Here is a 19,622-nt window from a genome sequence, read left to right on the forward strand (position 1 = left end):
GACAGCTCCAACCGATAGAGGCAGGATGGGCGGCACTTGCCGCCCATCTTTTTTGCGGCCCAGATCCGGCCCCAGGTCTGCACCATCGACAGCGGCACGCGCGGCGATCCCAGCGGAACCGCCTGCGTCTTCCGCCAGTGATCGCCCCAAGGTCAAGCGACGTGCGATTTCGGGAATGGCTCTGCTAGTATCCGCCGCCCCTTCTTCCACAGGCCGGTACGCTCGTGACCTCGTCCATGCAGCCAACCTTCCTGTACCTGGCCTCGGCCGATGCGCAGCTCTCGCTCGGGCTTGGCGGAGAAACGCCGACCGAGCGGCTGTTCTTTGCGGTCATGGCCGACGCCGCAACCGCCGAAAACGCCGCGCAAATTGGCGATGCGCTGCTGCGCGACGGGCAGGTGGACGGCAAGCCGCTGGCGCGCGAACGCTTGCATGTGACCTTGCATCATCTGGGCGATTACGCCGGTGGCCTGCCGCCCTCGTTGATTCAAGGGGCCAGTCAGGCGGCGGCACGCGTCGCGCTGCCGGCATTCGAGGCCGAATTCGATCGGGTGGGCACGTTTGGCGGGCGCCGCTCGCAATTGCCCTGTGTGCTGCGCGGTGAGGAGCAGGTGCGTGGGCTGTACGTGCTGCAGGGCGAGCTGGGGCGGCAGCTGGCGCATGTCGGCATCGCCGGCGATGCGCAGTACACCCCGCATATGACCCTGTTGTACTGCCGTCAAGCGTTGCCACTGCGTCGCTGCGCGCCGCTGCGATGGACGGTGCGGGAGTTTGCATTGGTGCGTAGCTTCCTGGGGCAGTCGCGCTATCAGTTCGAGGGGCGCTGGATGCTGCGGTGACTTGCGCGCCGGCGCCGACGCGCTAGCCTTGCAGCATGCCCGCGATCTCGCTACCGATCCTGCAGCCCGCCCAGCTGGCGGCCCTGGAACAGGCCTATGCCACGCCTGCACGCGCCTACCATCACTTCGGCCACGTGCGCGCCGTGCTGGATCACTATGCCGACGTGGCGGCCGGGCCGGGCTGGCGACAACCGCTGGAAGTCTGGCTGGCGGTCCTGTTTCACGATGCGGTGTACCAACCTGGCCGCAGCGACAACGAGGCGCGTTCGGCGCAGTGGGCGATCGACTGCATTCCGCGCTGGTGGCCCGAGGCGGAGGTGGACCTGGCGCGCGTGCAGACCTTGATCCTGTTGACCGCCCGTCATGGGCAACTGGGTCCGCAGGACGTCGACGACGATGCGGCGCTATTCCTGGACTGCGACATGGCGATCCTCGCTGCTCCGGCGGCGGTCTTCGATGCCTACGACCGCGGGATCGCCGAGGAATACCGCGGCCACGTGCCGCGGCCGTTGTTCAGTCTGCATCGTCGGCGCTTCCTGGCGGCCTTGCTGGAACGCCCGCGTATCTTTCTCAGCCCCTATTTCCATGCGCGCGACGATGCCGCCGCCCGCGCCAACCTGCGGCGCCGGCTGGGTCGCTGAACGGGATCGACCGGTGCCGGCGGTACAATCAAGGCCATGCAAGACGTGCTCGACTCCGATCCCCGCCCCCAGCCACCCCAGCCGCCTGGCCCCAATGAATGCTGCGAGAGCGGCTGCCCCTTGTGCGTGCTGGATCTGTACGCCGAAGAGCTGGCTCGCTATCGGCAGACCCTGGCGGCGTGGGAAGCCCGCCAGCGACGCGGGTGAGCGGCCACTGGGGCCGCTGCGCAGCGGCGAAGGGCCGCTTCGCAGATGACAGTCTGACAACTGCTTGGCCGGCGCGCTTCGCGATCCTGGCCTGAGCGATTATCTTTGAACCACTTTTCCCGATGGTGCGACATGCGACGATTTGACAAATGGAGCGCGCTCGCTGGCGCGGCGATGTTGGCCTGCTCGGGCCTGGCCGCCGCGCAGTCGCAGACGGTCAGCCATGGCCGCTTCGAAGACATCCCGGTGTTGCGGCCCGTGGGCGATCCGCAGCGCGTGGTGATCTGGCTGACCGGCAATGCCAACGACGCCCGTCGTCAGGCCCAGGCGCAGGCATTGCGTGCCGATGGTGCGATGGTCGCGCTGGTCGATACCCGCCATCTTTACAGCGTGCTGCACAAGATGGGCGGCACCTGCATCTTCTCGGCCGGCGATATCGAGAACTTCTCGCGCTATCTGCAGGCCTTCTATCACGTGCCCACGTATCGCTTGCCGCTGCTGGTCGGCGACGGCGAAGGGGCTGCGTTGGCCTATGCGATCGGCGCGCAGGCCAAGCCCCACACCTTGGCGGGCTTGCTGACCGACGGTCTATGCCCGGCCCGTATTCCGGAGCAGGTCATCTGCGGAGCGGGCGTGAAACAGGACGACGGCACACTGACGCCGACACCCACGCCGGTGCCGTTGCTGGTGGCCAGCAGCCAGGACAAGCGCTGTCCGGCCGCCGCCGAAGCGGATTTCCTCAAGCAGGTGCCATTGGCGCGGACGTTCGCGCGCACGCCCAGGGGCAATGTGCTGCCCGGCCTGCGGGCGGCAGTCCGTTCGCTGGGCGCCCAGAAGGGCGTATCGCTGCCGCCACCGCCGGCCGACCTGGAAGGCCTGCCGGTCGTGGAGGTGCCCAGTACCGGCAAGGGCGGCGACACCTTCGCGATCTTCGTGTCCGGCGATGGTGGCTGGGCCGGGCTGGACGAGGAGGTCGCCGATGCCTTGGCCGAGCAGGGCATTCCGGTGGTGGGGCTGGATTCGTTGCGCTATTTCTGGACCGAGCGCACCCCGGAAACCTTCGCCGCCGATCTCGACCACATCGCGCGCTTCTATTCGCAACGCTGGCAGCGCCAGCGGGTCGTGCTGATCGGTTTCTCGCAGGGTGCCGACGTGCTGCCGGCCGCGATCAACAAGCTGCCGGCGCATACCCGGCTCGCCATCCGCATGACCGCGCTGCTGTCGGTGGGGAAGCTGGCCGACTACGAGTTCCATGTCAGCAACTGGCTGGGCTCGGATGATGAAGGCCTGCCGATCGCCCCCGAGGTCGAGCGACTGCCGCCGGGCACCACGGTCTGCATCTATGGTGAGGACGATGACGATGCGTTGTGCCCGAACCTGCCGGCGCAGGTCGCCAAACGCCTCTCGTTGCCTGGCGATCATCACTTCAAGGGTGATTACGCGACCCTGGCCAAGGTGATCCTGCAGCAGCTGCAGCAGCATTCGCCGGCGCAACCGCCAGCGCAGCAACAACCGGCCAAGCCCTGACGGGCAAGGCCGAACGGCGCACCGCTCCGGGGCCGCTCGGCCGTTATACGGGGCGGGCGCCGGCGGCGTGCACAGGCGCCGCGCGGCGACGCCGGCGTTTATTCCTGGCGGCTGGGATCGACCGAGATCAGCCGCGTGACGTCCAGCAGCGCCGCCGGCAGGTGCATGCCGCCGGGCGCCACCAGATAACGCGGTCGCCAGGTCGGCGCGAACTTGGACTTGAAGCGGCGCAGGCCACTGAAGCCGTAGAAGCGCTCGCCGTGCCGGGCGACCAGGCCGGCAAAGCGATTCCAGCGGCCGGCCAGCCGATGCTCGGCCAGGCCCGACAGCGGTGCCATGCCCAGGGAAAACCGCGTATAGCCGTTGGCCGCACCCCACAGGAACAGTTCGATGAACAGGAAGTCCATCGTGCCCTTGGGGGCCTGGTTGCTGTGGCGCATCAGATCGACCGACAACTCGCCGCCTGCCGGCGCGCACCAGACGTTGGAGAAAGCGACGATCTGGCCTTCGGCTTCGGCCACGGCCAGCGGGAAACGCCGCAGATAATCGCCGTCGAAGCTGCCGAGCGAGAACCCCTTTTCCTCGCCGGCCTTCTCCTCCAGCCATTGTTCGGAGACTGCTTCCAATTGTGGCAATACGCCGTCGACCTGTTCCGGCGGCAGCATGCGGAAACTCAAGCCGCCGCGCTTGCCGCGATTCCAGGCCTGGCGCAGGTCGGCGCGATCGCGGCCTTCCAGGGTGAAGCCCTCCAGCGGCACGATCGCTTCCTCGCCCAGTTTGACCAGGCTCAGGCCCATGTCCAGATAGGTCTGCCAGAAGCGCTCGCCGACCTGGTAGAACACCGGACGCAGCCCCATGCGGTCGGCTTCCTCGCGAAAGCGCCAGATCAAGCTGCAGGCGACGTCGGACGGGCCGACCGGGTCGCCCATGGAGATCAGCGAGCCGCCATAGCGCTGCATCATGACAAAACCGCGGCCCTGCTCATCGTGCAGAAAGGCCTTGTCGCCCGTCAGCGCCAGGCAGGCCTGGGTATCGGTGCTGGCGGCCAGCACCGGTTCCAGCGTCTGCAGCTCCTGCGCATCAGCAGCCGGCAGCGGCCGCCGGCCGCCGCGCAGCAAGCGCGCCATGCCGAACATCAGCACGCCCACGCTGAGGATCAAGGTGGCGCGCAAGGCGCGCGGCGCGTTGGCCGAGGTGGCGAATTCCCACCATAGGTCGTTGCTGTATTCGACATGGCTGTAGACGAAGAACAGCAGCCAGAAGGTCGCCACCAGCACCAGGCCGAGATTGCTCAGCCAGCGCCACGACCAGGCTTCGTCCAGCAGCGCGCCCTGGCGATAGAACTCGCGTCGCGCCGCCCACAACGCGACCGCGGCCAATGCCGCCGACAACGAGACCGAGATATGGCTGCCGCGCAGCAGGGACAGCGGCGGCAACAGCACGCACACGCCCAGTGCCAGTACCCAGGCCGCATGGCTGCGGCGTTGCAGTCCCTGGCCGATCAACAGCAGCAGCATGCCGCCGAGGCTGACCAGCAGATGCGAGGTCTCGATCAGAGGCAGCGGCGCCACATCCTGGCGCGCACGCGGTGTCGGCAAGGTGCCGTCGATCATCAACGCCGCGCCGACCGCGAACACGCCCAGCGCCAGGATCTGCGGCAGCCACGGGCGCAGCACTTTCCAGATGGTGCGCGCGGTATGCGCACTGATGCGGGCGGGACCGCGTAATCCCGACGATGCCGCCATCGCCACCGAGATCAGCAGCGGGACGATGTAGTAGGTCACGCGATAGGCCAGCGCGGCCGCCAGCACGGCGGCCGGCGTCACTTGCGGCAGCAGCTTGAGCAGGCTCCATTCGAACACGCCCAGGCCCGCCGGCACGGTCGAGACCAGGCCGGCGACCACCGCCACCAGCCAGATGCCGATGAAGCCGAAATAGCCGGTGCCCGGATCCGGCGGCAGCAGCACGTAGAACGCGCCGGCGGCCAGGCCCAGTTCGATCACGCTCAGTCCGGTCACGCCCAGGACGGTCGTGCGGTCGGGAACCCAGAAACGATGGCGGCCGATGCCGAACTCGCGTCCCTGGCGTCCCACCAGCAGCAACATCGCCAGATAGGCCAGCAGCAGCCCGATGCCGCTGGCACGGATCGCGCCGACGGTGATCGGCAATGCGCGCGCGGCGGCTTCCGGTTCCAGCAACAGGGCCAGGCCCAGCAGCACCCAGGCACCGAACACGAAGCCCAGCGTGCTCATCAGCACGACCTGGCCGATCTCGGCCAGGGTCAGGCCGACGCTGCCATAGCCGCGCAGGCGGACTGCGCCGCCAGTGAGGGCGGCAAACCCCAGCGTCTGTCCGACCGCATGCGCCAGGAACGCGGTGATGCCGACCCGGGCAGGATGCAAACGCTTGCCGGTGCGCTTCAGTCCAACCCAGTCGAAGCCGATCAGGCAGGCGTAGCTGCTCAGGCCCAGCAGCAGGGTCAGGGTGATCTGTTGAACGCCCAGCGCACGAAACGCGTGGCGGATCTGGCGATAGCCGTGATCGGTGAACTGGCCGGACAGCGCGTGCAGCGCCATTGCCAGGATCACCAGGCTGATGATGACCGGCACGGCGCGGCGCCAGCCGCGGGCGGGTGCTTCGGAAGCAACGGAGGTGTCCGTCATGAGAGCGGCAGGATCGTCAGAAGGAAAAGGAACAACACAGGCCGGTGGACGTCTTCGGCCCCCGGTGACGCCATGGTCGGATGTCTTGGGCGTCGATGGAAGCCTGCGCACGCGCGCCGATCGAAACGTGGACGCCACGGTGGGGCGGCCGGATGCATTGCCGGGCGGTGATGGCCGCGCGCATCATAGGCCAAAGCCCGTCGCGCTGCGGTGTGGTGTGGTGTGGAGGATCGGGCCAGCATGCGCAGCATGGGAGACAGCATGACGACAAGGAGCGGTGGGGCGAGCGGCCCGCAGGGATGGGCCGACGCGGCGGTAGCGCCGTGGAGTCGACAGGCGGGACGTAGCGCGCTGTGGGTCGGGATCGGTTTCCTGCTGCTGGTGCTGGTGTTGCAGGTCGTTCGCACGGATCTGGATTGGGTGCAATCCCAGCTCAGCGCGTATCTGCATGGCGCCTACGGTCTGCTGCTGCGGACGGCGTATTGCCTGCTGGCGTTGGCGATCGCCTGGCTGGCCAGCGGCCTGCAGGCGGCCTTGGCGCCACCGGTGCGCAGCGCCACGGTGGTGGGCCTGTTCTGGATGGCGGGAGTGGGATTGAGCGCGGTGGCGATCGGGGACAGCTGGATGCCGCAGCTGGCGCCTGCTGCCGCGCCGATGGTGCATCAGTTGGCGGCGCAGACCGCCTTTCTGTGCGTGATTGCCGCTGTACTGCTGCAATCGTGCTACTTCCACCGCGATCCGCGTTGGCGCCGCCATGCACGCGCGGCGATCTGCTTGGGTGTGCTCGCCTTCGGCGCGCTGCTGCTGCACGCCACGACCCAGGCGTTGCCGCGTGGCCTTGGCCAGAAGATCGCGATCGTGCTGATCGTGGCCTGGTTGACGCGGGCCGGCGCCTGGCTTGCGGCCGCCGAGCGGCGTGCGGTGTGCGCAACCACAGCGACACAGCCAGGTCCTGTCACTGCCGATGCTGGTGCCGATGTGCAGTCGCCGCAGGCCGATGCCGCCTGATCGACGCAGGGGCTGCACGCACCGCGCATTCGCGGGAGAATGCGAGCGTCCCCAACCGTAGGAACATGACCATGTTGCAGCGATTCGATGCCGGCCCGCGGATGTCCGAGATGACCCTCCATGGCGGCGTGTGCTATCTCGCCGGCCAGGTTGCCGAAGACACCAGCGAAGATATCACCGGACAAACGCGCCAGGTGCTGGCCGAGATCGACAAGCTGCTGGCGCAAGCGGCCAGCGACAAGACCCGCATCCTGCGTGCGGAGATCTATCTGGCCGACATCGCCGACTTCGACGGCATGAACCAGGCGTGGGACGAGTGGGTGCCGCATGGCTTCACCCCGGCGCGCGCCACGGTGGAAGCCCGCCTGGCGCGTCCGGAGTGGAAGGTGGAGATCGTCGTCACTGCCGTCGCCGGCTGACGCGTGCGCCGCAACGGCAGCTACGTTGCAGGTTGCCGGTGGCGATGGCCTGCAAAGGCCAGAGTGCCGGCTCGCCGCTGTTCGCGCCTTGCAGCGGTCATCGTGTTGGCCGTCTGCCAGCGCTGAGGTCATGGCCAGTGACGCGCGTCGCGCGGGATTGCCAGCCGCTCAGCGCTTGGCGAAGCGATAATGCGCCACGCCCCACTCGCGGCCGTCGTCATAGCCGAACAGCTCTGCGCAGGCCATCCAGAACATCCGCCAGCGCTGCCACCAGCACTGCGCCTGCGTGCCGTAGGTCTCCTGCAGCAGCGGCATGATCTGCGCGCGGTGACGGTCCTGGTTCTCCAGCCAGGCGTTGGCGGTCTTCTCGTAGTGCTGGCCGGACAGTAGCCAGCGCTGTTCGATCACCACATCCTGCTGGAAGTGCAGCAAGGTGTCGGCCGCCGGCATCAGGCCGCCGGTGAAGAAATGGCGGCCCATCCAGTTGTCCTCGCCAGCCACCTCGAACGGGTAGGCCAGGTCGCGGTGGCAGAAGATGTGCACGAACAGCTTGCCGCCTGGCGCCAGCCAACTGCCCACTCGCGCCAGCAGGTCGCGGTAATTGCGCATGTGTTCGAACATCTCCACCGACACCACGCGGTCGAATGCCTCCGGCGCCAGCGCCAGTGCGTTGACGTCGGCGGTGATCACCTCCACGTTGTCCAGCCCGCGCAGGCGACACTGCTCCAGGATATGCGCGCGCTGCGGCCGCGAATTGGACACGGCGGTAATGCGCGCATTGCGATAGCGTTCGGCCATCCACAGCGTCAGCGAGCCCCAGCCGCAGCCCAGTTCCAGGATGCGTTGGCCATCGGCCAGTTCGGCACGCGCGCCGTACAGCGCCAGCATGCGTTCTTCGGCCGCATCCAGGTCGGGCGTGGTCTCATCCCAGTAGCAACTGCTGTATTTGAGGCGACGTCCCAGGCACAGGGTGAAGAACTGCGGCGGCAGCTCGTAGTGTTGGCGATTTGCGGCATCGGTTTCGATCGCGATGGCGCTGGCGCGCAGGCTATCGACGAAACGACGCTGACGCTCACCGTTCGCATCGGCATCGCCGCCACGTTCCTCGCGCAGGCGTTGCGCGCAGAGCCGGCGGATGCCGTGGCGCAGCAACGCATCGGGCAGGGCACCGGATTCGGCCAGCCGGGTGGTCAGGCTCTCTTCGGAGGCGGTGGCAGGTGGAACGGTGACAGTGGACATGCGGCGCTCCGATGACTCAGGACGAAGGGGGAAGCGGGAAGAACGCGCTGGTGCAGCGCTGATAGCGGGCGTAGTCCTCGCCGCGCGAGCGCAATGCCTGCTGCTCGGTGTAGGGAATGCCGGTGAAGCGGTAGAGGAAGGCGAACATCACCAACGGACCAAGCGCACACAGCGCGACCGGCAGCGGGCCAGCACCGACCGCCAGCGCGAGGTAGGCGAACCAGTGCACGAATTCGAAGAAATAGTTCGGGTGGCGCGAGTACCGCCACAGCCCGCGGCGACAGGTCGTGCCGCGATTGGCCGGGTCGGCCTTGTGCGCAGCCAACTGGCGGTCGGCCAATGCCTCGCCAGCGACGGCCACCAGCCATACCACGATCGCCAACAACGTCCACGTGCTCCATCCGTCGCGCGGATTGCTGGCCGCGGCGAGGAACGGTACGGCGAACAGCACCACCACCACCGCCTGCGCCAGGAAGAAGCCGAGGAACTTGCGTTGATCGCCGTTCCAGTGTTCGCGCAACGCGCGATAGCGGCCGTCTTCCTGCTCGTCGCCGAACACGCGCCGGCCCAGGTGCAGCGCCAGTCGCGCGCCCCACAGTCCACCGAGCAAGCCGACCAGCACGCGCGGCAGCAATGCGCCGTCGGCCATCCATGCGCAATAGGGGGCTGCCACTGCGAGGCACCCGGCCCAGAGCACATCGACTGGCCCGGCATTGCCGCTGCGGCATTGCCACAGCCAGCCGATCAACATCACCACGGTCGCGAACAGGGCGACGTGCAGCAGGGGCCAGGCGTTCATTGCAATTCTCCTTGCGCGGAATCGCTCCATGGTCGCGCCAACTGACGTGCATACAGTGACAACAGGCCGCACGCCACCGCCCACCCCAGGCCAACCGCCAGTACCGCGTGCCACAGCGGCGGGCGCAAACTCACCGCTTGCCAGCCGCGTTGCGCCATCCAGTAGGAAAGCGGCCCGAACACTGCACCCAGCACGATCGCCAACCACGGCCGCTGCATCACCGTGGCCAATGAGTGATTGAGCGTCAGCGCGAAGCCCACCCACAGCGCCAGGATCCAGGCCGGCGCCAGTACGCTGTCCGGCCACGGCATGGCGTAGCGCACCCAGTCGCCGGCGGCGAGCAGGGTATCCAGCAGCAGCCCCAGTGCGAACGCGGCGAACGACAGCGCCACATCGCCGCGCGCGCGGCGCGATGGCCACAATTGATAGAGGCCAAACACCGCCAGCACCAGCAAGGTGGGCCACAGGCGCTGCCGTGCCGCGCCGGTCACCGCGACCAGCCACAGCACCTGCAGGCCAAGATAGTTGCCCAGTTGCTTCATGCCGCCTCGGGCAGTCCGGGAACAAATTGCGGCGGCCGCGCGCCAGGCTTGCTGAGCCACAAGTGCACATCGCCGATCGAACGCTCGAGGAAGCCGGCCTCGCAGTAGGCCAGGTAGAACTCCCACATGCGGATGAAGCGCTCGTCGTAGCCCAGTGCCCGCACCTGCGGCAGTTGGGCCAGGAAACGCTGGCGCCAGGCACGCAGGGTCAGTGCATAGCTGGGACCGATGTCTTCCAGATGAAACAGCCGCAGATCGCTGGCGCGCGCGATCGCCCCGGTCATCGCCGCCACCGACGGAATGAAGCTGCCGGGGAAGATATAGCGCTTGATGAAATCCACCGAGCGCAGCGCCTGCGCATAGCGGTGGTCCTCGATGGTGATGGCCTGGATCAATGCCTCGCCATCGTCGGTGAGCAGACTGCCAACCTTGGCAAAGTAAGTGTCCAGATACTGGTGGCCGATCGCCTCGATCATTTCGATGGACACCACGCGGTCGTAGTGGCCCTCCAGATCGCGATAGTCGCGCATCAAGACGGTCACGCGATCGCTCAGTCCGGCGGCGGCGATGCGCTGGGTGGCCAGATCGTATTGCTCGCGCGAGATGGTGGTGGTGGTCACCCGGCAACCATGCGTACGCGCGGCATGTAGCGCAAAGCCACCCCAGCCGGTGCCGATCTCCACCACGTGGTGCTGCGGGCCGAGTCGCAGCTTCTGGCAGATGCGTTCGAGCTTGCGGGTGGCGGCGCGTTCGAGTGCGGCCTCGCCTTGTGCGTCTTCGCCGTCGACGAAGATCGCCGAGGAGTACATCAGGTTCTCATCCAGGAACAGCCGGAACAGCGGATTGCCCAGGTCGTAGTGGGCCGCGATGTTGCGGCGGCTGCCGTGGCGGGTGTTGCGCGTCAACGCATGCCCTGCGCGCATCAGCCAGCCGCCGAGCCGCGCGGTCCCGGTCTCCATCGCATCCAGGCGGTCACGGTTGCGCAGCAATAGGCGCATCAAGGCGACCAGGTCGTCGCATTGCCAGTGACCGTCCATAAAGGCTTCGCCGGCACCGACACTGCCATTGAGCGCGGCCTGCCGATAGAAGCGCGGATCGTGCACGTGCAAGTGCGCCTGCAGTGCCTGCGGGCCGCTGGCGTTGCCGAGCAGGCTGACGCCGGCGGGCTCGTGGAGATGCAGTTGGCCATCGCGCAGATCGCCCAGCGTTGCCAGCAGACGCTTGCGCAGCAGGCGGTCGCTCCAGCCGGGCTGGCGGGATAACGCAGTGTCGGGCAGGGAAGTGGCATTCATCGGCGGTCTCGCACAGGCGGATGGGGATGATCGTGGACGGGGTTGCCGCGCAGCCACAGGCGCAGTGCCTGCCAGTGGATGGCCAGCACCACCTGCACGGTCATCAAGGGATAGGCCAGCAGCGTGCGCGCCAGGGTAGCGGCGCTCAGCGGACGGCGTTGCAGCACCAGCGTCGCATCGAAGCGACGGCCGTCGACGGCGGTATCGGCATGATCTGCACCGGCGGCATCCAGCACGTCCATGTGCACGCGCAGCTGCTCGCCTGGCACGCTGAAACGCCAATCGTATTGGTGCTGCATGCCCATGAACGGGGAGACGTGGAAGCGCTTGTCGAAGCGCCAGGCATGCACGTCGCGGTGACTACGCGCCTGCGCCACCGGCAGCACGTAGGCATGGCGTTGTTGCCAGGGCGTATTGGTGATCTCGGCGACGATCCAGCGCAGCCCGCCCAGGCGGTCGAAGCAGTAGTAGAAGCTCACCGGGTTGAATACGTGGCCGAAATAGCGCAGATGCGTCAGCAGGCGGATCGCCCCGTCTGGCCTTTCGCCGGTCTGCGCCTGCACGCAGTCGCGTACCGCCTGGTCCAGCGGTACCGCCGGATCGCCCAGATAGTCGCTGCGGCGGAACTGCGCAAGATTGCGGCGGCCGACCGACCACAGCCAGCGGCGTGCGAACAGCCGTTCCAGTTCGGCCAGATCCAGGTACATCAGAAACAGCCGGTAGCGAAACTGCAGCGGACGCGGTGCGAAGCGGCGATGTCGTACCCAACCGGTATACACCGCACTGTGCAGGCCGGCGACGTCGCCATCGAACTGCGCGCCATGCCCATCGGCCGGCGGCAGTGGCTGCGCCTCGGTACTGGCCTCGCGCAGCAGGTGCATCACCACGCCACGCCCAGCGCGCGCGCGACGTCCACGCCGCTGCGCAGGCCGTCTTCGTGGAAGCCATATCCCCAGGCAGCGCCGGCGAACCAGGTCCGCTGTCGGCCCTGGATCTGCGCCTTGCGGCCTTGTGCCGCGACGGCAGCGGCATCCTGCACCGGATGGCGATAGCGCATGCGCCTCAGGATCTTGGCCGGATCGATTTCCTGGCTACGGTTGAGGCTGACGATCAGCGGCTGGCTGGACTCGATCGACTGCAGTGCGTTCATCCAGTAGCTCACCGTGCACGGCGCCTGCGGATCGGCCGGCACATGCGCATTCCACGCCGCCCAGGCACGACGATCGTGCGGCAGCATGCGCGCGTCGGTATGCAGCACGGTGTCGTTGTCTTGATAGGTGATGGCGCCAAGCACGGCCCGCTCGTCGGTGCTGGCGTCGCTGAGCAGGGCCAATGCATCGTCGGCATGGCAGGCCAACACCACCTGGTCGAAGGGCTCTTCGCCATGCAGGGTCGCGACCATCGCGCCCTGCGGCGTACGGCGGATTGCATGCACCGGCGTGGACGGACGCTCGATGACCTGCCAGCGTCGACGCAGCGCCTTGACGTAACTGGACGAGCCGCCGCGCACGACCTGCCATTGCGGTCGGCCGGTCAGTTGCAGCATGTGGTGATTGGCCATGAAGCCGATCAACTGGCCCATCGGGAAGTCGAGGATGCGCTGCGACGGCGAGGACCACAACGCCGACGCCATCGGCACCAGGTGCTGGTCGCGGAATGTGGACGAGTAGCCGTGCCGTTGCAGGTAGTCGCCCAGCGTGCTGGTGCGCTCGTCGTTGTGCAGCACCGCGGGGGCCTGGCGGTAGAAGCGCCGCAAGTCGGCGAGCATGCGCCAGAAGCGTGGGCTCAGCAGGTTGCGACGCTGGCAAAACAGGCCGTTGAGGGTCCCGGCGTTGTATTCCAGCCCGCTCCGCGCGTCCTGCACGGAGAAGCTCATCGTGGTCTCCTGCGCGCACACGTCGAGTTCGGCAAACATCCTTGTCAGTAGCGGGTAATGCTGTGGGTTGAACACGATGAAGCCGCTGTCGACCGCATGCGACACGCCGTCGAGCTGGATCGCATGGGTATGCGTGTGGCCGCCGAAGTAGTCGGCCGCTTCGAACAAGGTGACCTCGTAGCGGCGCGACAGCAGCCACGCTGCGCCCAATCCTGCGATGCCGCTGCCGACCACGGCGATGCGCTCGCCGCTCATCGCCGCCCCCGAGCCGCGCGACGCGTCAATGCTGCCGGCATCGGCTTGAGGTCCCATACCAGCCCCAGCCAGGACATGGCCGTCAACCCATACCAGGTCAGGTCGTACTCCCACCAGCGCAGGCCTTGCCGCGCCGAGCCAGGGTAGAAGTGGTGATTGTTGTGCCAACCCTCGCCGAAGGTGAGCAGCGCCAGCAACCAGTTGTTGCGGCTGTCGTCGCGGGTGTCGAAGCGTCGGCTCCCGAAGCGGTGCGCCAGCGAGTTGATGGTGAAGGTGGCATGGAACAAGGCCACCGTGGAGATCGCAAAGCCCCACACCAACAACTGCGGTCCATTGGTCTGCAACTGCGGTGCGGCGGCGGACAGCCATTCGCCCAGCAGATACAGGCCCAGGGCCAGCAGCGTGGGAAGCACGATGTCGAAGCGATCGAGGAAGCGCAGCTCAGCGAAGCGGCGCAGGTCCGGGATGGCGTCCCAATCGGTGCGGAAGTTGCGCGGGGTCAGGAACCAACCGGTGTGGCTCCACCAGAACCCATGCTGGGCGGGCGAATGCGGATCTTGGCCGGTGTCGGTGTGGCGATGGTGATTGCGATGATGCGCGGCCCACCACAACGGACCGCGTTGCACGCAGGTCGCGCCGATCGCTGCAAACACGAACTGCAGGACCCGCGAGGTCTTGAACGCGCGATGGGAGAAGTAGCGGTGATAGAAGCCGGTCAGGGCGAACATGCGCAGCGCGTACAGCGCGAGGGCCACCGCGACCGCGAACCAGGACACGCCAACCCACAGTACTGCCAGGCAGGCCAGGTGCAAGGCGATGAAGGGCAGTGCACGCAACCAGTCGATACGGTCGGCCGTCACTGCATCCAGCGGCGCCTGCGCCTGGGTGTCGACCCAACGCCGCAGGCTGGCACCCCATCGATGGGGGCGACTGGAGCGGCGCTCGGCGCCGGTGCTGGGGACAGCGTGGGGATCCAGTCCAGGACTCGGCACGCGTGGTTTCCTCCTTAGGTACGTGTAGGCCTGTACGGATATCATTTCAGAACGGATGCACCCGCGATCGACTGTGATTCACAGGAATGATCTGCAGGCCAGCCTTCAGCGGCCGGAGGACAGCCGCAACATCCATGCCCGGCAAGTATTGCCGGGCTCGCTGAGGCTGCTTGTGAAGACACTCTAACGGAGAAGGCGGGCCGTCCGGGCGCCTCGGGTCAGGGCGCCATCGCCAAGGTGCTGATCCCGCCCTTGGCGACCACGGTGCCGGTAGCCACGCCGCCGGGCGCACCGCCGGGCGGTTCCATGGTCACCGCCAGGATGGCGTCGTTGCCGAGCATCGGCATCAACGGATCGGGGATGCGGGCGCGATGCGTGCGCTGATCATCGAAGGTGCCCATCGAGTGCGCCTTGCCATCGGGCGTGATCAACCACAGTTCCGGCACCTTGCCGGCGGTTGCGGTGCGATCCAGCGGCGTGACCGTGATGGTGTGCTTGTCGGCGTCCATCAAGGCCACGTAGCCAGGCCGTCCATCCTCGGTTGCGAGCGTGGAGGTCATGGCGACCCCGGACGTGCTTGCGGGGGCAGTGGTATCGGGAGGCGTGACGCTGGGCCGTGGCGGCGGCGTCTGTGCGGTGATGTCGGAACTCGGCACCGGCGGTGCACGCAGATTCAACACCGCCAGCACGCAAACCGCCGCCGTCGCCAGGCCGGCCACCGCGGCCACGCGCCAGAACCGCAGGTTGTTCCACAACGTTGGCGCCGGCGTTGCCGTGGTGGTCGGCGCAGACGGCACCGCGCGCAGCGGCGTCTCGAAGCCCAGTGCCTGGCGGATGCGGGGCCAGACCTGCTCGGGCGGCGCGACTTCGCCAATTTCGTCCAGCAGCGGCGCCAAATGCACCTGCCATTGCGCCACTGCCTGGGCGAAGCGGGCATCGGTGGCCAGGCGCTGTTCGGCCGCCAGACGGGCATCGGCATCCAGCAAGCCGATCACGTACTCGCCGGCCAGCACGTCGGTGGGCGGTTCCTGGTCGATGGGGAGAGGCGTACTCATCGTTCCAGACATGCCTTGAGTTTGGCCAGGCCGCGACGGATCCAGCTCTTGACGGTGCCGATGGGAGTTTGCGTGCGGGCCGCCAGTTCCTCGTAGGTGATGCCGTCGAAGAACGCGGTGCGGATCAGTTCGCTGCGCGGCGGCTCCAATTCGCTCAGGCAGTGGTCGATCCGACGCCGGGTGGTGGCGCGCTCGGTGCGCTCCAGCGGCGAGGCATCGCTGGCGCGCAGGTCGCCAGCGTCGTCGAGCGCCACGTTGCGGCGCTGCGGCGCGGTGGTGCGCAGATGATCGATCGCCTTGTTGCGCGCGATCATCGCCAGCCAGGTGAAGCCGCGCGCGCGGGCCGGATCGAATTGGCCGGCCTTGTGCCAGATCAGGGTAAACACGTCCTGCAACACCTCCTCGGCTTCGGCGCGCTGCGGAATCATCCGCAGGCAGATGCCGAACAACTTGCTCGAGGTCTGCCGATACAAGGCTTCGAAGGCATGGCGATCGCCGCCGGCAGTGGCGGTCAGCAGGCGCCCGGTCTCATCGTCGTCGTGGCCAGGAATGGCACTCATGCGGTCACGCATTAGCGAAAGGTGCGCCGATCCTACCGGACTGAGCTGAAGGTGTCGTTCACCGCTGCCGGAACCACAGCAGCACCGCCGCCAGCAGCAGGACGATCTCGGTGCCGGCCAGCGCCACCGTGGGCGTGGAGACCGGCCAGAGACGGGCCAGCGAGGCGCTGCGGAACACCACGATGGGCAGGTAGAACGCCAGTGCGACCAGCAGGCCGGTGCGCGGTTGGTCGATCCAGGCGAAGTAGCCGAACAGGAAGGCCATGCCCAGCTGCAGGCCGCCGTAGATGACCAGGTACTCGGACTGGCCGGCCGGCGAGAGTTGGGTGTAGCCCACCGCATGCGCGGTCTTGGTCGGCGACAAGGTGCACCAGATCGCCAGGGCGAGGTAGAGCACTGCGTTGATCCACAGATACAGCTTTGCCATGCGCGTGCTCCTGCAAGCGGAAGAGAACCCTGTGCCGTTGTAACCAGCGGCGCGTGGGGGCGCGTGAAGATGGGAGGCGCGCGGTTCAATGGGCCTCGCACTGCGCGACCAGCGGCTGCGCACGCGCCTGTTGCACTTCCGCCGCGTCCACGCTCCGGGGCGGTGCATCCGGGAACACGATGCGCACCTTCGGGTAATGACCGGAGGCGTCGCGCAGGTTGCCGACGCCGCGGAACACCAGCAGGCGTCTGTCGGCACTGGTGTAGGTGAGTTCGATCGCAGGCACGGCTGCGCCATACCAGGTGTCGAGGCTGAGACGATAGCGCTGGCGGCCCGCTGCCGCGTCCTGTTGCTGGATGCGGAAGACCAACTGGCGCTGCAGGCTGGGCAGCACGAACGCGACCCGCTGCGGTACGCTCGCCAGCGCCTCCCAATGGGTGCGCAGATAGCTGTCGAAGCCGGCATCGATCACGCGTGGCCCGTCCGCCGCCGGCAACGGGGCGCTGCGCTCGGCCGCACCGGGCCGTTGCTGGAACATCTCGCGGCGGCCGTTACGGCGACGGACGCCTTCGCGGTAACCGTCGCGGCCATCGACCAACTCGAAGTCCGGCTCTGGCCCATCGCCGTCGACCTGCTTGCGCGCAAACGCGCGGCCATCGGTGCAGCGATACAGCACCAGGCGACCGCCGCCCTCCAGCAACCAATGCGATTCGCGGTAGCGCAGCGCGCCGGTGTCGGCATCGAAGGCGTCCGCATCGGTGCGCGTGACAGCCAATGCAGCCAGCGGCGCGCTGCCGAGCACCAGCAGCAACAGCGGTGGGAGCGGGCGGAAGGCCGCAATCCAGACACGACGCAGGTAGGTGGGCACGGGCATCGGTGGTCTCCTCGATGGCAGTGCTGAGCAATACGGGGCTGGCGCCCGAATGGATGCGCCGATGGCGTCAGGACGTTCCCGACAGCAAGACGGCATGGGCGATCACGGACATTGGCAGGCGGTGGCGGGGCACGCGCGCGTGCCCGGCGCCAGGCCCTCGCTCACTACGCCGGTGGCTGCAGGACAATGCAATCGACCGGGCAGGCCGGGAGGCATAGCGCGCAACCGGTGCACAGCGGCGCGATCACCGTGTGCATGTGCTTGGCGCCGCCGATGATGGCGTCCACCGGGCACGCCTGGATGCACTTGGTACAGCCGATGCAGTCGGCCTCGACGATCCACGCCACCTGCGGGGGAGTGTGGGCGCCACGGTCGCGGTCATAGGGGCGTGCCGGGACGTGCAGCACGTGGGCCAGCGCGCGGGCGCCGGCGTCGCCACCGGGTGGGCAGCGCTCCACGCCGGCTTCGCCGCAGGCCATCGCCTCGGCGTAAGGGCGGCAGCCATCGAAGCCGCACTGGCCGCATTGGGTCTGCGGCAGCAGGCGGTCGAGGCGTTCGACCAGTGCGGAGTGGGCGGTGTCCATGCGGATCAGTGCGTGCGTGCGCCGCGGTACCAGCGTTGCTGCGCCAGCGCCAGCATGGGGCGATCCTCGCGGCTGTCGCCATAGGCATGCACGCAGTCGTAGTGCGCCAGCTCATACTGCTGGCGGATGACGTCCGCTTTGCGCGGGCCGCAATCGCCGCCGGCATAGCGGCCGCTGAGTATGCCGTCGTGGTGTTCGAGCCGGTTGCAGATCAATTCCACGCCGTGCTGCGCGCACCACGGTTGCAGATACAGATCCAGCGATGCCGACACCAGCACCAGCGTATGCCCTTGGGCGTGGTGCCAGTCCATTCGACGCAGCATGTCCGCACGCAGGATGCCGGGCAGGGCCTCGTGTGCGTAGGCCTGTCCGTGCGCTGCGAGTTCCTCCAGCCTGCGTCCCGTGAATACCTGGCGGGTCACGCGCGCGCGCAATGCATGCGCGGACACCAACCCGGCGCGAAACCCCAGCAGCCACGGCCCCACCGTCCAGCGCGCCTTGGCGCGCTGCGCCGGCGTCGCGACACGACGCAGGAACCCACCGTAGCTATCGCAGGTGGTGATGGTGTGGTCGAAGTCGAACAGGGCCAGGTGCATGGCGGCGAGGACGGGAGATCGGGGATGGGCGGATCTTAGCGGGGAATACGGGCGGCCTGACCGATTCCCCATCCCGCCTTACCGCACCGGCATGCCTGGTTGCGCGCCGGCGTCGGCATCCAGCAGTGCCAGCGCACCCCCATCGAAACCGGCCGACAGGATCATGCCTTCGCTGATGCCGAAGCGCATCTTGCGCGGCGCCAGATTGGCGATGAACACCACGTTGCGGCCAACCAGCGCTTCCGGCTCGCCATAGCTGCCGCGGATACCGGAGAAGATCTGTCGCTTGCCCAGCTCGCCGGCATCCAGCTCGAAGCGCAGCAGCTTGTCCGAGCCTTCCACGCACTCGCAGACCAGCACCTTGCCGATGCGCAGATCGAGCTTGGCGAAATCGTCCATCGCAATAAGACCCGTGTTCGAACCGGAGGTCGGAGCATTGGCCGGTGCAGCCGGCGTTGCGCCGGCTTTGACTTCGGCAGGCTTGGTGGGCGCAGCCGGTGCGGCGAGGGTGTCCTTGGAAGCGTCGGTCATGGCGTCGATCAGTTTGGGGTCGATACGGGTGAACAGGGCGGTGTAGGGCTGGATCGTGTGTGCGGTCAACGGACGCAGCACGTCGTCCCAGCTGGTCATCGGCGCCGACAGGAAGGCTTCGGCCTCGGCGCAGGTGCGCGGCAGGATCGGCTTGAGCGCTGCCGCCAAAATGCGGAACAGGTTCAGGCCCTGGGTGCACACCGACTGCAGTTGCGCGTCGGCACCGGCCTGCTTGGCGATCACCCAGGGCTTGGTGTCGTCGATGTACTTGTTGGCCTCATCGGCCAGCGCCATCGCCTGGCGAATCGCAGTGGCCGCATCGTTGCGTTCGTAGGCCTCGCGGATCGGCGCCAGTGCGGCAACGAACCGATCGTACTGCGCCGGATCGGGCAGGGTGTCGGCCAGCTTGCCGTCGAAGCGCTTGCCGATGAAGCCGGCGCAGCGACTGGCCAGGTTGACGAACTTGCCGACCAGATCCGCGTTGACGCGGGCGACGAAGTCGCCCAGGTTCAAATCGAGGTCGTCCACGCCGCCGGAAGACTTGGCAGCGAAGTAATAGCGCAGCGCCTCCGGCTCCAGGCCGACGTCCAGGTAGGTGCGCGCCATCACGAAGGTGCCGCGCGACTTGCTCATCTTGGCGCCATCGACGGTGAGATAGCCGTTGACGTGCAGGCGGGTGGGCGCGCGGTGACCGGG

21 protein-coding genes are annotated in these 19,622 nt (G+C 67.6%); 6 read left to right on the plus strand and 15 right to left on the minus strand.

All coding sequences use genetic code 11. The features are described from left to right. The first annotated feature begins 236 nt into the window (after positions 1 to 236). From CKY51_RS18980 to CKY51_RS18995, 4 genes are all read left to right on the plus strand, one after another. Positions 237 to 839 carry a 2'-5' RNA ligase family protein gene (locus CKY51_RS18980; RefSeq protein WP_022973419.1) on the plus strand — a complete coding sequence of 201 codons (603 nt, stop codon included), beginning with the start codon at positions 237 to 239 and terminating at the stop codon, positions 837 to 839. Positions 840 to 874: 35 nt separating this feature from the next. Continuing rightward, on the plus strand, positions 875 to 1,480 hold the full coding sequence (locus tag CKY51_RS18985) for an HD domain-containing protein (RefSeq protein WP_022973420.1): 606 nt from the start codon (positions 875 to 877) through the stop codon (positions 1,478 to 1,480). A 36-nt stretch (positions 1,481 to 1,516) separates the two neighbouring features. Further along, positions 1,517 to 1,687 (plus strand): oxidoreductase-like domain-containing protein, encoded by a 171-nt coding sequence (locus tag CKY51_RS18990; protein ID WP_081641426.1) that lies wholly within the window; start codon positions 1,517 to 1,519, stop codon positions 1,685 to 1,687. A gap of 132 nt (positions 1,688 to 1,819) precedes the next feature. Continuing rightward, positions 1,820 to 3,214, plus strand: coding sequence for a virulence factor family protein (locus CKY51_RS18995; protein WP_031340344.1), 1,395 nt, complete (start codon positions 1,820 to 1,822; stop codon positions 3,212 to 3,214). A 98-nt stretch (positions 3,215 to 3,312) separates the two neighbouring features. On the opposite strand, the gene mprF is transcribed toward CKY51_RS18995, so the two are convergent. After that, positions 3,313 to 5,877: a bifunctional lysylphosphatidylglycerol flippase/synthetase MprF gene (gene mprF / locus CKY51_RS19000; RefSeq protein ID WP_022973422.1), complete on the minus strand. Its 2,565-nt coding sequence runs from the start codon at positions 5,875 to 5,877 to the stop codon at positions 3,313 to 3,315. Between the two features lie 261 nt (positions 5,878 to 6,138). On the opposite strand from mprF, the gene CKY51_RS19005 reads away from it, so the two are divergent. After that, positions 6,139 to 6,885: a DUF998 domain-containing protein gene (locus tag CKY51_RS19005; RefSeq protein WP_022973423.1), complete on the plus strand. Its 747-nt coding sequence runs from the start codon at positions 6,139 to 6,141 to the stop codon at positions 6,883 to 6,885. Between the two features lie 71 nt (positions 6,886 to 6,956). Further along, on the plus strand, positions 6,957 to 7,304 hold the full coding sequence (locus CKY51_RS19010; RefSeq protein WP_031340347.1) for a RidA family protein: 348 nt from the start codon (positions 6,957 to 6,959) through the stop codon (positions 7,302 to 7,304). A gap of 168 nt (positions 7,305 to 7,472) precedes the next feature. On the opposite strand, the gene CKY51_RS19015 is transcribed toward CKY51_RS19010, so the two are convergent. The 14 genes from CKY51_RS19015 to metG all read right to left on the minus strand — a co-directional run. Beyond that, positions 7,473 to 8,543 carry an SAM-dependent methyltransferase gene (locus CKY51_RS19015; protein ID WP_022973425.1) on the minus strand — a complete coding sequence of 357 codons (1,071 nt, stop codon included), beginning with the start codon at positions 8,541 to 8,543 and terminating at the stop codon, positions 7,473 to 7,475. A gap of 16 nt (positions 8,544 to 8,559) precedes the next feature. Then, positions 8,560 to 9,342 carry a DUF1295 domain-containing protein gene (locus CKY51_RS19020; protein WP_022973426.1) on the minus strand — a complete coding sequence of 261 codons (783 nt, stop codon included), beginning with the start codon at positions 9,340 to 9,342 and terminating at the stop codon, positions 8,560 to 8,562. After that, positions 9,339 to 9,884, minus strand: coding sequence for a DUF2878 domain-containing protein (locus CKY51_RS19025; RefSeq protein WP_022973427.1), 546 nt, complete (start codon positions 9,882 to 9,884; stop codon positions 9,339 to 9,341). The genes CKY51_RS19020 and CKY51_RS19025 overlap by 4 nt, the downstream gene beginning before the upstream one ends. Further along, a complete protein-coding gene (locus tag CKY51_RS19030; RefSeq protein WP_022973428.1) occupies positions 9,881 to 11,176 on the minus strand; it encodes an SAM-dependent methyltransferase in 1,296 nt (431 codons plus the stop codon). Before CKY51_RS19030 ends, CKY51_RS19025 begins: the two co-directional genes overlap by 4 nt. Continuing rightward, positions 11,173 to 12,057, minus strand: a complete 885-nt coding sequence (locus CKY51_RS19035) for a DUF1365 domain-containing protein (protein ID WP_022973429.1) — start codon at positions 12,055 to 12,057, stop codon at positions 11,173 to 11,175. Before CKY51_RS19035 ends, CKY51_RS19030 begins: the two co-directional genes overlap by 4 nt. Further along, the gene (locus tag CKY51_RS19040; RefSeq protein ID WP_022973430.1) at positions 12,057 to 13,307 is read right to left on the minus strand and encodes an NAD(P)/FAD-dependent oxidoreductase; all 1,251 of its coding nucleotides are present in this window, start codon (positions 13,305 to 13,307) and stop codon (positions 12,057 to 12,059) included. The genes CKY51_RS19035 and CKY51_RS19040 overlap by 1 nt, the downstream gene beginning before the upstream one ends. Further along, complete coding sequence (locus CKY51_RS19045) at positions 13,304 to 14,299, minus strand: acyl-CoA desaturase (RefSeq protein WP_022973431.1); 996 nt, start codon at positions 14,297 to 14,299, stop codon at positions 13,304 to 13,306. Before CKY51_RS19045 ends, CKY51_RS19040 begins: the two co-directional genes overlap by 4 nt. Before the next feature lie 218 nt (positions 14,300 to 14,517). Continuing rightward, a complete protein-coding gene (locus CKY51_RS19050) occupies positions 14,518 to 15,354 on the minus strand; it encodes an anti-sigma factor (protein WP_022973432.1) in 837 nt (278 codons plus the stop codon). Then, positions 15,351 to 15,914, minus strand: a complete 564-nt coding sequence (locus tag CKY51_RS19055) for a sigma-70 family RNA polymerase sigma factor (protein WP_022973433.1) — start codon at positions 15,912 to 15,914, stop codon at positions 15,351 to 15,353. The genes CKY51_RS19050 and CKY51_RS19055 overlap by 4 nt, the downstream gene beginning before the upstream one ends. A 58-nt stretch (positions 15,915 to 15,972) precedes the next feature. Further along, on the minus strand, positions 15,973 to 16,341 hold the full coding sequence (locus CKY51_RS19060; protein WP_022973434.1) for a DUF4345 family protein: 369 nt from the start codon (positions 16,339 to 16,341) through the stop codon (positions 15,973 to 15,975). Between the two features lie 85 nt (positions 16,342 to 16,426). Next, positions 16,427 to 17,215 (minus strand): hypothetical protein, encoded by a 789-nt coding sequence (locus CKY51_RS19065; protein WP_022973435.1) that lies wholly within the window; start codon positions 17,213 to 17,215, stop codon positions 16,427 to 16,429. A gap of 164 nt (positions 17,216 to 17,379) precedes the next feature. Then, positions 17,380 to 17,799, minus strand: coding sequence for an Rnf electron transport complex subunit RnfB (gene rnfB, locus CKY51_RS19070; protein ID WP_022973436.1), 420 nt, complete (start codon positions 17,797 to 17,799; stop codon positions 17,380 to 17,382). A 5-nt stretch (positions 17,800 to 17,804) separates the two neighbouring features. After that, a complete protein-coding gene (locus tag CKY51_RS19075; RefSeq protein WP_022973437.1) occupies positions 17,805 to 18,395 on the minus strand; it encodes an HAD family hydrolase in 591 nt (196 codons plus the stop codon). A 78-nt stretch (positions 18,396 to 18,473) separates the two neighbouring features. Beyond that, the coding region (gene metG, locus CKY51_RS19080) for a methionine--tRNA ligase subunit beta (RefSeq protein WP_152249676.1) at positions 18,474 to 19,622 on the minus strand (1,149 nt) is incomplete at its 5' end.

This window comes from Xanthomonas maliensis (assembly GCF_009192945.1).
GTDB classification, from domain to species: Bacteria; Pseudomonadota; Gammaproteobacteria; order Xanthomonadales; family Xanthomonadaceae; genus Xanthomonas; species Xanthomonas maliensis.